At 53.0% G+C, this 14,398-nt stretch carries 11 protein-coding genes; 3 read left to right on the forward strand and 8 right to left on the reverse strand.

The annotated features are described in order from the left end of the window. Positions 1-39: 39 nt before the first annotated feature. The 4 genes from A8O25_RS14980 to A8O25_RS14995 all read right to left on the reverse strand — a co-directional run bounded on the left by A8O25_RS14980 (position 40) and on the right by A8O25_RS14995 (position 4,784). Entirely contained in the window at positions 40-1,290 is a 1,251-nt protein-coding gene (locus A8O25_RS14980; protein ID WP_153042766.1) for an exo-alpha-sialidase, read from the reverse strand. A gap of 90 nt (positions 1,291-1,380) precedes the next feature. After that, positions 1,381-3,678 carry a TonB-dependent receptor gene (locus tag A8O25_RS14985; RefSeq protein WP_066836361.1) on the reverse strand — a complete coding sequence of 766 codons (2,298 nt, stop codon included), beginning with the start codon at positions 3,676-3,678 and terminating at the stop codon, positions 1,381-1,383. Between the two features lie 98 nt (positions 3,679-3,776). Beyond that, a complete protein-coding gene (locus tag A8O25_RS14990; protein ID WP_153042767.1) occupies positions 3,777-4,154 on the reverse strand; it encodes a hypothetical protein in 378 nt (125 codons plus the stop codon). Between the two features lie 159 nt (positions 4,155-4,313). Next, complete coding sequence (locus A8O25_RS14995; protein ID WP_066836321.1) at positions 4,314-4,784, reverse strand: Mpo1 family 2-hydroxy fatty acid dioxygenase; 471 nt, start codon at positions 4,782-4,784, stop codon at positions 4,314-4,316. 356 nt (positions 4,785-5,140) lie between these two features. Here A8O25_RS14995 and A8O25_RS15000 point away from each other — a divergent pair, with 356 nt between their 5' ends. Further along, on the forward strand, positions 5,141-7,279 hold the full coding sequence (locus A8O25_RS15000) for a dipeptidyl peptidase 3 (protein WP_241499045.1): 2,139 nt from the start codon (positions 5,141-5,143) through the stop codon (positions 7,277-7,279). 252 nt (positions 7,280-7,531) lie between these two features. Here the strand turns inward: A8O25_RS15000 and A8O25_RS15005 are convergent, their stop codons facing one another. The 4 genes from A8O25_RS15005 to A8O25_RS15025 form a co-directional block, all read right to left on the reverse strand. After that, on the reverse strand, positions 7,532-8,056 hold the full coding sequence (locus tag A8O25_RS15005; RefSeq protein WP_066836323.1) for a DinB family protein: 525 nt from the start codon (positions 8,054-8,056) through the stop codon (positions 7,532-7,534). Positions 8,057-8,593: 537 nt separating this feature from the next. After that, positions 8,594-10,069: an OmpA family protein gene (locus tag A8O25_RS15010; protein ID WP_074987987.1), complete on the reverse strand. Its 1,476-nt coding sequence runs from the start codon at positions 10,067-10,069 to the stop codon at positions 8,594-8,596. Between the two features lie 292 nt (positions 10,070-10,361). After that, on the reverse strand, positions 10,362-11,459 hold the full coding sequence (gene ychF, locus A8O25_RS15015) for a redox-regulated ATPase YchF (RefSeq protein ID WP_066836327.1): 1,098 nt from the start codon (positions 11,457-11,459) through the stop codon (positions 10,362-10,364). Between the two features lie 341 nt (positions 11,460-11,800). After that, complete coding sequence (locus A8O25_RS15025; protein ID WP_066836373.1) at positions 11,801-12,133, reverse strand: DUF3276 family protein; 333 nt, start codon at positions 12,131-12,133, stop codon at positions 11,801-11,803. 131 nt (positions 12,134-12,264) lie between these two features. Here A8O25_RS15025 and A8O25_RS15030 point away from each other — a divergent pair, with 131 nt between their 5' ends. Both A8O25_RS15030 and A8O25_RS15035 read left to right on the forward strand, forming a co-directional pair. Then, positions 12,265-12,678, forward strand: coding sequence for a septal ring lytic transglycosylase RlpA family protein (locus A8O25_RS15030; protein WP_161947758.1), 414 nt, complete (start codon positions 12,265-12,267; stop codon positions 12,676-12,678). Further along, the gene (locus tag A8O25_RS15035) at positions 12,659-13,576 is read left to right on the forward strand and encodes a DUF58 domain-containing protein (RefSeq protein WP_066836332.1); all 918 of its coding nucleotides are present in this window, start codon (positions 12,659-12,661) and stop codon (positions 13,574-13,576) included. Before A8O25_RS15030 ends, A8O25_RS15035 begins: the two co-directional genes overlap by 20 nt. Positions 13,577-14,398 lie beyond the last annotated feature (822 nt).

The raw sequence follows: 14,398 nt of genomic DNA on the forward strand, positions 1-14,398 counted from the left end.
CCTGTTTTTTTCAGAAAACAGGCCGAAAACGCAACGTAGTTATTTTTTCCCTTTCCCCTCTAGCCTTTGATACCAGACCTCGCTGGCCCCTCCCTGTTTCTGGGTGTAGGCCACCAGCAGGTGAGAGTCACCCACTCCCACCACCACCGGATAACTGGCACTGACGGTGTCTGCCGTTATAAAAGATTGCTGCACTGGTGCGCCCGTAGCGTCTCTCACTTGCAGCCCAATGCGGCCCCGGAACGGTTTTGCCTGGGGCACCTGCTCATCCCAAACCAGGGCCAGCTGTTCGTTTCCAAAACTCACTAGCTGCGGGTGTTTGGCTGAGGCGAGCGTACTTACCGCCTCCCGCGGCGCGAAGGCACCCGCCTGGGGTTTGTGGGTGTAGAAAACCCCGCTTCCGCCGCCCATGGTGTACCATGCGGCATGCAGCCCGCTCCTGGTCCAGGCCAGCGTTGGCCCGGTATGCGGACAGCCGTTGATGACCCAGTTGTCTACACTAATGCGCTCGCGGGGTTGGAAAGTCTGCCCGTTGTCTGTTGACACCAGGTGCATCATGTCCCGGATGCTGTCATTCAAGATGGCGCGGTAGGCTGCATGCAGGTGGCCTCTACCGTCTACAAACAAATCTGTGCGGCAGCACTGGCAGAGTTGCCGGTCAATCACTTTCTCATAGGTAAAGCCCTGCCGGCCGCTGGTGGAGGAGAAGTAGAGGCTGGAGCCTTCTTTGACCGTGTTCTTGCGGGAATCCAGCCAGATGGCGGCCACTTCGCCGGAAGGCAAAAGGGCTAGGTCAAAGTAGCGTTCATCTATGCTGTTCTCTGCGTCCTGCGCCAGTTGCCGGGCGGGGCTCCAGGTTTTTCCGCTGTCAAATGACTGGGTGTACCTCACCAGGCCGGCGTAGCTGTTTTGGTTACTCGGGTTCTGAACGGCAAAGACCGCTAAGATGTCGCCGTTGGCTTTGAAGACCAGTTTAGACAAGTTTTCGTCATGCGGATACACCCCGGCCGAGGTGGGAATTGCCTGGGGTGGGGCAAAGGTGTGGCCTTGGTCAGTGGAGCGGGCATAGTACAAAAGATAATGGCCGGCTGTATCCTGCGCCTGCACCCAGCTAAGCACCGGGTTACCCTTGTGGTCTTTGGTGAGGTAGGGGCTGGAGGCTTTCAGGTGGTTCAGGGAAATCCTCTTCGGGCCGGCTTGTTCCTCCTGGGCCGGCTTCTGCTGGCAACCCACCCCCAGCAGGGCGAGAAAAAGTAACAGGACAGGTTGATAGTTATAGATTGGTTTCATGTTATTCAGAAAGGGATAAAGTGAATGGTAAAGGCTGTTTTCGGCCTGTTTTTCCAAAAACAGCGAAAAACAGAAAAAAGAAGAAGTGTTTTAGAGCTGCTTACCGTTGGCCGTGAACTGATAGCCCAGCCCAACCGTGAAGGTTCTGGGTACGCCCTGGCGGTAGCTTTTGCCATAGGCGAATTTGTCAACGGTGGTGGCGTAAAGCTCATTGGTGAGGTTGATTACGTTCACCCAGGCTTCCACCCCGTGAAAAGCGTACCCCATTCTGGCATGGAAGAGGTGGTAGCCTTGGTACGTCTCAGAATTGGCAGGATCCATGTAGTACCGGCCCACGCGCTGCCATTCGGCGCTCAGCCGCAGACCGGGCAGGAAAAGAGGCTTGTACGTAATTTCTGTATTGCCAATGTACCTGGGGGCGGTAGCCATCTCATGGCCGGAGTAGTCTTGGCCGCGCTCCACAAAATGCCGGAACCAGTGCCGGGCGTAGGTGCCGCCTACCCTGAGCGTTAACGCCTCTACCGGGGAGGCCTGCAAGGTAAATTCCAAGCCCCGGTGTCGGGTGCGCCCGGCATTCTGATTTTGGTAGGTGCCGTCTGCCAGCCGCACAGAGATGATTTCATTGGTCCCGTCCATCTGGTACACGCTCAGGTCCAGATAGGCTTTCTGCTGCCAGAAGCTCCACCAGCCGCCCAGCTCATAGCTTCTGTAATCAGAAGGTTGCAGGGTAGGTGCTTGCACGCCCCGGTACAGTTCAGTGATCTGCGGCGGGGCAAAGCCTACGCTGTAGTTGGCATAAAGTCCGTTGCTTTTCCCAAAGTCATACGTCAGCCCCAGCTTGGGCGAGAACTGATGATATCCATCGGTTTTGTCTGGCGCCCCGGTGAAAGAAGAAGGCGGCAGGTAATTGTCAAAGGCATAGTCCAGCCGGTCATACCTGAGCGCCGCCACCAGTTTCAGGCGCTCTACCGGTGAGATATCTGCCTGGGTGTAGACGGCGGTGTTCAGCAGGTCTACTGCATAATGCGTCAGGAGTGAATCTTTGGCGGTATAGCCGGTATAGGTTCCGCCTTCGCTGCGGTCAATGTCCAGGAACCGGGCGGTGTAGGTGGCCGGGCTGTAATCAGCGCTTATTCCTGCTATGAGGCTGGCGTTGAGAAAGGAAACCTGTTTTCTGTGCTGGGCAATAATGCCGTAGCTGGTGAACGCGTCTTCATTGATTTCCCCTTTTGCCTTGCGCGGGTTCCCAGAGACATTGGCAATGGCGTAAAACGGATTCTGCCCAATGGCATTCTGCCGGAAGAACAAAGTGGCCTGCGTTTGGTTTTGGGCATCCCAGCTATGCGCCAACGTGCTCCTTATGCGCAGCGCCTCCACCTGGCGGTAGGTGAACGTGTGCGGGCTGCTGTATTCCTTCTTGAAGAAACGGGTACTGTCCAGGCCGCCCGTCTGGTCGGTTGTATAATCCACCCACGTGGCAGAGGTGGTGAGCTTGCTGCGGGCCGATATCTGGTAGTCGGTTCTGAGGGTGAAGGCCAGCTTGTCAAAATCACTGTGGCTGATGAGGCCGTCCCGCTGCGCCGCGTAGTAGCCGCCGGCGTACACCCCCACTTTGCCTAAGGTGTTGCTCACGCTAAAGTCTGTGCGGCGGTAGCCCTGGTTGCTGGCTTCCAGCTGTACTTTGGCAGACAGAACGGGCGATGGGGCCAGGGTAATAAAATTCACGGCTCCGCCAATGGCCTCGCTCCCGTACAGTGAAGAAGCCGGGCCTCTGATCACTTCAATGTTCTTAAGGGCCGCCTGATTGATCTCAATGAGGGCATTGTGGTTAAAATCGCCGGAGGCGCGAATGGGAATGCCGTCTTCCAGATACAGAAAGAGGCTTTTGTAGCCAATGGGCTGCCTTATTGCCATGGTATGCTGCTCATTTCCCAGGTTCACCATGTACACGCCGCTCACTTTGTTCAGGACCTGGTCCAGCGTGGTGGCTTTGGTGTCATGCAATACCTGGGCGGAGATGCTGCTGATGGCCACCGGCGCCTCTGTGCGGCTTTGTGCTTCCCGGCTGGCAGAGACCACCACCTGGTTGATCTGGCTGGCAGCGGGCACCAGGGCCACTACCAGCGGTTGCCCCTGCACGGGAAGTTGCTGGGGAAAATATCCCAGGTAGGAGACCGCCAACGTCTCCTGCGGTTGGCTGGCAGACAGCGTGAACCGTCCTGCCTGGTCTGTGCTGGTAGCCAGCGCGCTGGGTTGGCTTTGCACCGTGGCACCCACTAAGGCTTCTTTGGTATAGGCGTTTATCACCCGCCCCTGCACCGTGTGTTGGGCATGGGCATAGCGGGCCAGCGTCATGCAGAGCATGAGGCAAGCAAAATATCTTTGCATAGAACTGGATTGACAGGAATAGAAATAGAAAATCTGCCGTGCCCCAAAAGTGGGAGGCACAGCCAGGCCCACCAGGGTTCACCTGGTGGCATTTACTTCTAAACTGCCGTCTGGGGCGGGTGAAAGATGGCCTGCAAAGACCCGCTGGGTTTGCCTTCTAAAAGAGCCAGGGGCAAGGCTGAACCTTTATGTGCGAACGCCGGGGGGTAGGAGGCCAGTGACTGGTAGAACAAGGTGATTTCCTGCTTCTGTTTCTGGCGCTTCTGGTTAGAGTTGTTCTCGGTCTGCTCCGCCTTCCTGAGTTTCTTCATCAGGTAGCATTTCCCGTTACATTGCAGTTGGGGCTTTTCCCGGTTAAGGCAGAGAAACTTAGTGATGAAGTCTTTGTTGGCCTGGTACTCTAACAAAATGAAAAGCCTGCTGAATGCTTGGGTCAGCATCACCACCAGGAGTAATATGGTTACTGTTCTTTTCACGTTCTAAAGGCGGGGCAAAGGTAGCCAGGCAACCTGTAACTAGCTTAAAGGATTTGTAAAGTTTTTGTTTCAAAGTCAGAAAGTTTCTTTGGTTATGAACGAGACTGAATTTTCTGTTTTAGGGCTGTTTTTGAGAAAACAGCCCTAAAACAGAAATGGCTAATAGGGAATGCCCAGCCTTTGGTAGATAAAACTCAGCAACCACACCGGGCCAATGAGCAGGAACTGCAGGTCTTTTAGAAAGGAGGGTTTCTTGCCTTCTATCTTGTGCCCAATGAACTGCCCCACCCAGGCCCCAATAAAAATCAGCAGGCAGATAGCCCAGAGCGGGACGGAAGGCACCCTGTCCAGCTGGTAAACCACCCAGAGAAAGAATGCGCTCACCAGAACCATGCCCGCCGCCAGCCGCGGAGAGAGGAGTAGGTAGTAGACCATGGCCGCCAGCACAAACAGAATGCCCCAGTTAAGCAGAAAGGGCAGCTCCAGGAAGAAAGCCGGTACCGGAATAGACCAGATCAACCCCACCAGGCTGATCATGATGGCGGGTACACAGATCCAGTGAATGGTTTTGTTCGTGCCGTTGCGGTGGCTCTCGGCGTATTCGTTTAGCAACTGGTGAAGGGCGGCCATGGCTTTTTTTAGGACCAATGTAACCAATCTGGCAGAAGAAGGAAAGCCCCACATCCCGCTGAGTTACAACTAGAAGAGACTTCCAAAGGAACTTATACCCTCAGCTCTGGTAGAAGTTGCTAAAGCCATTCTGGTAATCCGGGCTAAAATCAAACGTATGGCAGTTTTGTGGCGAAGGCAGCAGTACCCCGTGTCACTACCACAGAGATGCGCTACTTACAGGGCGTAGGTTTGGGCGTGCTGTTTTTCTGAAAACAGGCCGAAAACAGGTTTTATGCCTGGGGCAGGTTGGACTGGTTTTTGCCAGACTAACACATATTAGCTATTTTTAAGATCTTATCAATTAACCCAATAGAATGAAGCACCAACGTTCTGCAGCCTCAGCTTTTTTACTGGCATCACTGCTGGTGGGGGGCTGTGCCAAAAATACCACTTCCAGTACCAGTACCGCCTCTGCCACCGCTTCAGCGGTGCAGGCGAAGGAAATGGTCTCTGTCACCCAGTCTTCACCCCCGCAAGTCACCGAGGGCGAGTTTACCTACGTGGCAGACCAGTTCGCCGACCTCCGGATTCTGCGGTACCGCGTGCCGGGCTTTGAGGAGCTCACCACGCAGCAGAAGGAGCTGCTCTATTACCTCTATGAAGCCGCTCTCTCTGGCCGTGACATCATCTATGACCAGAACTATAAGCACAACCTGCGCATACGCCGCACCTTAGACGCCCTTGTGGCGAACAAAAGAGACCGCTCCACGTCGCCAGACTGGGAAAAGCTGATGGAGTACACCAAGCGCGTCTGGTTCTCTAATGGCATCCATCACCATTACTCCACCAATAAGCTGGTGCCTGAGTTCAGCCAGGCCTTTCTGGCCGAGTCTATCAAAAAAGTGCCAGCCCGGCAGCTTCCGCTGCAGCCGGGTGAAAGCGTAGAGGCCTTTATCAACTGGATAACGCCCCTTCTCTTTGACCCCACTATTGCGCCCAAGCGCGTGAACCAGGCGGCGGGGCAGGATTTGATCGCCACTTCGGCCAACAATTACTATGAGGGCGTAACCCAGAAGGAGGTAGAGGATTTTTACGCGAAGAAGTCGAATAAGAAAGACCTCACCCCGGTTTCCCACGGGCTCAACTCCAAAGTAGTCAAAGAAAACGGCCAACTGGTGGAGAAGGTCTGGAAAGTGGGCGGCATGTATGACGCCGCCATCAAACGCATTGTGTTCTGGCTGGAGAAGGCGATTCCGGTGGCCGAGAACGACCAGCAGCGTCTGGCCCTGCAGAAACTGGCCCAGTACTACCGCACCGGTGATCTGAAAGTGTTTGATGAGTACAACATTGCCTGGGTGAATGATGTGAATTCCAAGACAGATGTGGTCAACGGCTTCATTGAGGTGTACGGTGACCCGCTGGGCATCAAGGCTGCGTATGAGTCAGTGGTCTCTTTCAGAGACGAAGAGGCCACCAAGCGCATCAAAGCCATTGGGGATCAGGCGCAGTGGTTTGAAGACAATTCGCCGCTGCTGCCCCAGCACAAGAAGAAGAACGTGGTAGGCATTACCGCCAAAGTGATTACCACCGTGGTAGAGGCCGGTGATGCCGCCCCGTCTACGCCCATTGGCATCAACCTGCCCAACGCCAACTGGATCAGGAAAGAGCACGGTTCCAAGTCAGTGAACCTGGGCAATATTGTGCACGCATACAATGAGTCTGCCAACACCGGCGGAAGCGCCCTTTCTGAGTTTGCGTTCTCGCCGGAAGAGATTGACCGCGCCAAGAAGTACGGCTCCCTGGCCAGTGACCTGCACACTGACATGCACGAGGTGATTGGCCACGCCTCTGGCCAGATCAACCCTGGCGTAGGCACGCCCAAAGAAACTTTGAAAAGCTACGCCAGCACCATAGAAGAGGGGCGGGCTGACTTAGTGGCGCTTTATTATGTGATGGACCCCAAGCTGGTGCAGATTGGGGTCATGCCTTCTTTAGACGCCGGCAAGGCCGAATATGATGGCTACATCAGAAACGGATTGATGACCCAGCTCTCGCGCCTGGCCCCCGGGGAGCACCTGGAGGAAGCCCACATGCGCAACCGCCAGATGGTGGCTGGCTGGGTGTACGAGAAAGGCCAGAAAGACAAGGTGATTGAGAAAGTGACCCGTGACGGCAAAACGTACTTCAGAATCAATGATTACCAGAAGCTGCGCACCCTCTTTGGGCAGCTTCTGCGGGAGACCCAGCGCATTACCTCTGAAGGGGATTACAACGCCGCCAAGAACCTGGTGGAAACCTACGGCGTGAAAGTAGACCCTGCCCTGCACAAAGAGGTACTGCAGCGCTACAGCAAACTGAATATTGCCCCGTATGCCGGTTTTATCCAACCTAAGCTTTCACCGGTGGTAAAAGACGGCAAAGTGGTAGATGTGTTGATTACGTACCCTGCCAACTTTACCCAGCAGATGCTGGAGTACGGCGAAGTGTACAACCTGCTGCCCAACTATAACTAATTTCTGTTTTCGGGCTGTTTTTCTGAAAACTGCTTAAAAACAAGAAGCGCCTGATTTTTCAGGCGCTTCTTGTTTTTATAGGGCAACAGGATGTACAGCATGTCTGTATCTGTTAGCGGTGAGGGCCAGAATAGGGTTCTGCCAACGTTTTTTTTACCTTGCTAAACCGTGTGATGCGGATAAAAGCGCGGGGGCAGATTCTCACCAAAGCCGTTTGCCTCCCGGAAAAAAGCGAACAGGTACTTCCGTCTGTTAACCGGCAGCTCTCTCCTGCAGGATTTTCACCGTTACCAGCAGTTGGCCCACATGGCGCTGGGTATGTTCGGCGGCATGGAAAAGCAACCCCAGCACCGTAGACGGCAGCTGTGCCCTGCCTACCCCTCTGGGTTGGGTTAGCTCCGGTTCCGGCGTTTGGGTAAGTTGGGCCAACGTTAAGTCAACCTGCAGGTTAAACGCCCCCAACAACTCCTGAACAGTGACCTTTTGCTGGGGAGGAATGCCTTCCTGTGAAAGGTAATGCAACTGTTCCTGTTGCAGGCCTTCACCGCGGGCGTACGTCAAAAGCCGGTCTAACACTCCGCACAGGTGCTGTAAGTGAAAACCAACCGAAGCCACCCCGGCAGGTCTCTGCCACAGCAGGTCATCAGAAAATTCCTGCAGGTATTCCTCCAGTTCTTCTTTGGCCTGCAGAAGGGCATGCGCTACTGGCTGCAGCAGCAGCGGGATATTCGCCACCGGACCGCGCAGCCATACTTCCGGGGCCTTTACTTTAGCCATAGTAACGTAAGTTGATGTGTGATGTGACCTCAACCGAAAGAGGGCAATCTGAGCAAAGATAGAATAACCGCTGTTTTGTCTTCATCTTTAAAAGATTAGCCTTTTAGCTGGCAGAGCACCAATGTATAGTAACTTGTTGAGCTTTAGGTACATTTATTGGTCCTGCGGGGAGCAAAAGGAGGCGAACGGCAACAGCAAGTACTCCTCACTAACTTAATTCAACGGCAGGTTCATTTGAGAGACAAGTAGGTAGTTTGCCTTGGCTCAACGCTTAGCAGGTCATACACCAGCCGAGAGAAACCCCTATCTATTCTGCCATGACAAACGCCAGGAGCAGTTCTCTATACCCCAGCACCTTGGTACAATATTTCCGTTTTCGGGCTGTTTTTGCAAAAGGAGCCCGAAAACAGCAGCCTGGTTAAACGGTTTAATTTGCATGAAGTTCCCTGGAAGGCAAAGCCAGGCACATAGGGGTATAAAACAGAAATGCCCCACCAACCGGCGGGGCATTTCTGTTTCTTAACGCAGTCTATTCACTTATTGGATGAAGAGACGGAACTCAGCGCGGCGGTTTCTGGCACGGCCGGCGTTGGTGGTGTTTGGTGCCACTGGTCTTTCCTCACCAAACCCTTCTGTGATCACACGGTCAGAGCTGATGCCTTTGGTGTCTGTGAAGTAAGACTTGGCAGCTTCGGCACGGCGTACAGAAAGCTCCTGGTTGTACTCGTTAGAACCAATGTGGTCAGCGTGGCCAGAGATACGCAGGTTGTAGTGCGGATACTTGTTCAACATGGTTGAGATTCTGTCAAGAGTTGGGTATGAAGTTTTCTTCAGTACTGCTCTGTTGAATTCGAACTCAATCTTAGGAACACGGGCCATGTAGGTGCTGTCAGCGGCGTCTAGGCCTGGGCAACCCATGTTAGCGGCAGAACCGGCTACGTCTGGGCAACGGTCAACGTCATCATTCACACCGTCTCCGTCTTTGTCAAGTACCACTGGGCAACCGTTGGCATCTACCTGAGTACCGGCTGGGGTGCCTGGGCACTGGTCGTTTTTATCGGCTACGCCGTCACCGTCTGCATCTGGGCAACCCCTGGTTGCGGCAGTACCGGCCTGGTCTGGACACTCGTCTTCTGAGTCTCTGATACCGTCACCGTCTCTGTCTGGGCAGCCTTGCAGGGCAGCAGTACCGGCTTCGGTTGGGCACTGATCCTGATAATCTGGAACCCCGTCACCGTCACCGTCTAACGGACATCCTTTTTTATCTACCTGTACACCGGCAGGGGTGTCTGGGCATTCGTCTCTTCTGTCAGAAACGCCGTCACCGTCTGTGTCTTTGGCTTTCCCTAAACCGAAGGAAACCCCAAACTGGTGCTGCAAGTAGCGGTCGTTCAACTCGTCAGTACCCTGCACCTTGATCCCGTCCAGCAAATCTGTAGATGGATAGTTGAAGGTAGATTGGGCAAAGATTTTGAAGTTGTCTGAGATTTTGAAGTTGATACCAGCCCCGGCGGCATAGTTCATGCGCAGGATGCCCTCATCATAAGAGGCTGGGGTGGAGCCGGTAGGGTAGTAGGCTTCTACACTGGCATACTGGGCACCTACGCTGGCTAACAGGTAAGGCTGAATAAAGGCGTTCTCATTCAGGATCTTACCGTTGTTCAACTTGAGTTTTAAGCCCAGGTTGGCGGTACCCACTTCATCGTCAAAACGGGACATGCCGTTGGTGCCGTTGAAGTTGTACATTCCTTCCTGCTTCATGTTGAAGTAGTTCAACTGTAAAGCGACATCAAAAGAAGGAGACAGGTAACGGTTGATCCCAAGGCCGCCGCCCCAGGTAGAGTTACTCATGTCCCAGATGTCATTACGTAGGTTGGTACGTGCCTGAATGGCATTCGCGTATAAAGAGAGTCCCCAGGGCCTATCAGCAGACTGTGCGAAAGTTTCAGGGGTGGCACCCATAGACAGCAGGAACGCGCCTACCATGGATGCCTTAAGTAATGATTTCTTCATAGTTTTAAAGTAATTGGAATATAGTGTAATGCCCATATTTACATGTTTTAGAATAAAATGTTGCCTTTTCACTGAAAAAATAAAATGCAAGGGCGTGTAAATGGCAGAAGGTGAACTAGTTAAAATTTATAAAAGAAGGGCCTGATTTGCTGGTAGAAGGCTTTTTACAGGCCAAATACCAAGTTTTGCCTTGAGTGGCCCTAGACAGATTATTTATGAATATTTATAAAAAAAGGAGAGCGTTTGGGCTCTCCTTTGTATTATGTTATATAACAATTGCTATACTTAGGTCTTAGACGTTAAACCTGAAGTGCATAATGTCGCCGTCTTGCACCACGTACTCTTTGCCTTCCAGGGCCATTTTGCCAGCCTCTTTGATTTTAGCCTCGGTTTTATACTCCTGGTAGTCTTTCAATTTTATTACCTCAGCCCTGATAAAGCCTTTCTCAAAGTCTGTATGAATCACCCCGGCCGCCTGCGGCGCCTTCCAGCCTTTTCTAATGGTCCAGGCGCGTACTTCCTTTACCCCGGCGGTGAAGTAGGTGATCAGGTCCAGGAGGGCGTAAGAGGCTTTGATCAGGCGGTTCAGCCCAGATTCTGTTAAGCCGTACTCTCCCAGGAACAACTCTTTCTCCTCGGCATCTGTGAAATCAGCAATCTGGGCCTCAATGGCGGCAGAGATCACCACCACCTCGGCGTTCTCCTCTTTCACGTGCGCTTGCAGGGCGTCTAAGAATTTGTTGCCGGTCAGGATAGACTCCTCATCTACGTTGGCTACATAGATCACCGGTTTAATGGTGAGCAGCTGCAGATCTTCTACAGATTCCAGGTCTTCTTCTGAGTAATCAAGGGAGCGGGCGTTTTTGCCGCTTTCCAGGTGCTGCTTGAACCGTTGCAGCGAGGCAAACTCTTTCTTCGCCTTGGCGTCTCCAGACTTGGCGGTACGCTCCACCTTGGCAATTTTTTTGTCAATAGACTCCAGGTCTTTCAGCTGCAGCTCTGTGTCAATCACATCTTTGTCAAACACGGGGTCTACGCCGCCGGCCACGTGCACAATGTTAGGGTCATCAAAGCACCGCACCACGTGAATGATGGCGTCTACTTCTCTGATGTTAGCCAAAAACTTGTTGCCCAGGCCTTCGCCCTTGCTGGCGCCTTTCACCAGGCCGGCAATGTCAACAAACTCCATGACGGTGGGTAGTACCCGCTCAGGGTGCACCAGCTCCTCCAGGATCTGGAGGCGCTCATCTGGCACGGTGATCACGCCCACGTTGGGCTCAATGGTACAGAAAGGGTAATTGGCAGATTCTGCCTTGGCGTTTGACAAAGCATTGAATAGCGTAGATTTGCCCACGTTTGGTAAACCCACTATTCCGCAACGAAGTCCCATATAAATAAGGTTGGTATAAGTTCAGGTGAAAATTCTGTGTTTGGCGGCTCCCTGCGCTGAGCAGGGCACCGCCTGAAACGGCCGCAAATATACGCAATCCCTTTTGAATGAGCGTTGGCCGGAAGAAAGGATCTGGTTTTGCCCCGGTCTGGGAGAAAAGCCCCATACCGCACAGGGGCAGAGGCGTTTTGGGGTTGTTTTCAGAAAATCAGGTCAAAAACAGAAAAGAGGGGATGCAGCGGTTTCTGCCTGTTTTAGCAAAAACAGCCCGGAAACAGGAACCGGGAAGGCATAAAAAAAGCTCACGCGAGGCATGAGCTTGGGGAGAATTGAAAGCGGGACTATTCCCACTTCAGTTCTTCATCCACAGCGGCTTCTGTTTCAGCATGCTCCAGACGTTCCAGTTCAGCCAGTGCCTCTTCAGATAACAATTCGCCTTTCACGTGGTTAACGGTATCCTGCAGCGCTTCCATGAACTTGGCAAAGTCTTCTTTGTACAGGAAAATCTTGTGCTTTTCGTAAGAGTAGTTGTCATCCTTGAACTTTCTCTTGCTCTCTGTGATAGTCAGATAATAATCATTGGAGCGGGTTGACTTCACATCAAAGAAATAGGTGCGCTTTCCTGCTCTTACTCTTTGCGAGTAGATTTCTGCTTTGTCGTTGTTCTCTTCCACCATAACTTGAAGGGTTCCTAAAGTATTTGAGGTAGCCAATTTAAAAGAACTGTTTCATATCTAAAAATTTTTAAGATTAATTTTAATAGTTAAATTCGAATGTACTAATGTTCCAAGAGGGGCTCCTTGCCGTGATAAACCGCATTATCCTGCTCATTCTCTGCTTCTTGCCGTATTTTTCAGCAGCGGGCGTTACGCCGCAAAAGGGAAAAGCGACTTATTACGCTTCTTCATTTAATGGAAAAAAGACTACCACCGGGGAGCCGTACAACCCAAAATCTTACACTGCCGCCCATGCCACGCTGCCTTTGCACTCGTATGTACGGGTGCAAAATCTGCAGAATGGCCGGAGTGTGGTGGTCAGGATCAATGACCGCATGAGCCGTAAATCACGGTTTATCATTGACGTTTCTACCGTGGCGGCCAAAGAGCTGAAGATTTATGGGAAGGGAATGGGGCAGGTGCGGCTTACCCGTATAAGTAAACAGGAGGCACTGGCGTTACAGAAGAAAGAAAAGAAACAGCATGAGCAGAATAACGGTTGACCTAGACAGTGTGCGGCACCTGAAGAACCTGGAGTTTCTGGCCAAGCGGTTGGTAGAGGGGTTTATTACCGGATTGCACAAGTCGCCGTACCACGGGTTTTCCGTTGAATTCTCAGAGCACCGCCTTTACAACTCCGGCGAGAGCACCCGCCACATGGACTGGAAAGTCTTTGCCCGCACAGATAAGCTCTTTGTGAAGCGGTATGAGGAGGAAACCAACCTGCGGTGCCAGCTGCTGCTGGATGTCTCCGGGTCCATGTATTACCCCACCGCCAACTACGGCAAACTTGCCTACGCCGTGCTGAGTGCGGCGGCGCTGGCCACCCTGCTGCAAAAACAGCGCGATGCGGTAGGCCTCACCACCTTCTCTGATGTCATTGAGTTGCAGACCCCCATTAAATCAACCGGGGCCCACCTGCATACGCTGCTCCTGCATTTGCAGCAACAGCTGCAGAAGCCGGCCCCCCCGCAGAAGGAAACCAAAGTGGCCGCCATGCTGCACCATGTGGCGCAGCAGCTCCCCAAGCGATCGCTGGTGATTTTGTTCAGTGACCTGCTAAGCCAATATGAGCAGCTGGATGAGATTTTTCTGGCGCTCCAGCACCTGCGCCACCAGCAGCACGAAGTCTTGCTTTTCCATTTCACCCACGCCGAGACCGAAGAGGAATTCCAGTTCCCTGACCGCCCCTTTACCTTTATTGGTCTGGAGAACGGGGAGAAAGTCAAGGTGCAGCCGGCCGAGCTGCGGGAAACCTACGTGGCGGCTATGCGGCAGTTTAAGAACGAACTGAAGCTGCGCTGTGGGCAGTACCGGATTGATCTGGTGTCGGTTGACCTGCGGGATCCTATTGAGAAGGTGCTGCAGGCGTATTTGGTGAAGAGGCAGAAGGTAAGGTGATCTGGGGTTCTGTGAGTTGTTCTTGAATATTCAGGTAGCTTTTGGTGAAGCTTGTCTGATCCCCTGGCTTTGCCGTTTGCTCCGGTGCGACATCACTTTTCTGTTTCATGGTTTCCGCTATGCGCTCACGGCCGCGGGCCCCGTCCTGGCGGCTCGCACTGCTGTTAAAACTACGCCTTTGGCGTTGCCTTCGGCACCGTAGTAACAGAGGCGCTCATCCCCACGACTGGTCTCTGTTCCTTCCCTGAACAGCTTGTGCAGTCATGTCTGCCTCTGCAGGTAACCGTTGCTGATCCGCTAGCCTGTGGCGAGCCCGTGCTGCGCACATCAGTCGGGGGCATGCGTGGTGGAATGTCTGAGGCAGACTGTTAGTGGCTGCTGCTATTGTAGCAGGTCCCGCTGGCGCGAGTCTCCAGACTCGTGCCTGATGATGACGGGTAGTCTCTGACTACCCTCGCTGCCGGGCAGCGACAATGCGCCGTGGTGATCAATTCGTGCTTCAATTCTTGGACTCCCGCTGGCGCGAGCTTGCAGCTAGTGCCTTTTTACTGGTCTTGCTGTTGTTGGTGATCTGTCACGCCTGAAACTTGGGCATACCTCCTTGGCGGCAGTTTGGAACAGCCATGAAGCAAAGCCTTACCTTACTTTTGCATAGAACTGATGCAATAGTGCGGAAGCTACTGACGTGCCTTACATATAGTAAAGCTGTTTAGTGTTTTGATAGAAATGGTTTGGCAATGATTCAAGTTTCTGTTTTCGGGCTGTTTTTCAGAAAACAGCCTGAAAACAGAAACCAATGGCTAGTGAAAAACCGTACCCGGC

Origin of the sequence: Rufibacter ruber (assembly GCF_001647275.1) — a bacterium.
GTDB lineage: Bacteria > Bacteroidota > Bacteroidia > Cytophagales > Hymenobacteraceae > Nibribacter > Nibribacter ruber_C.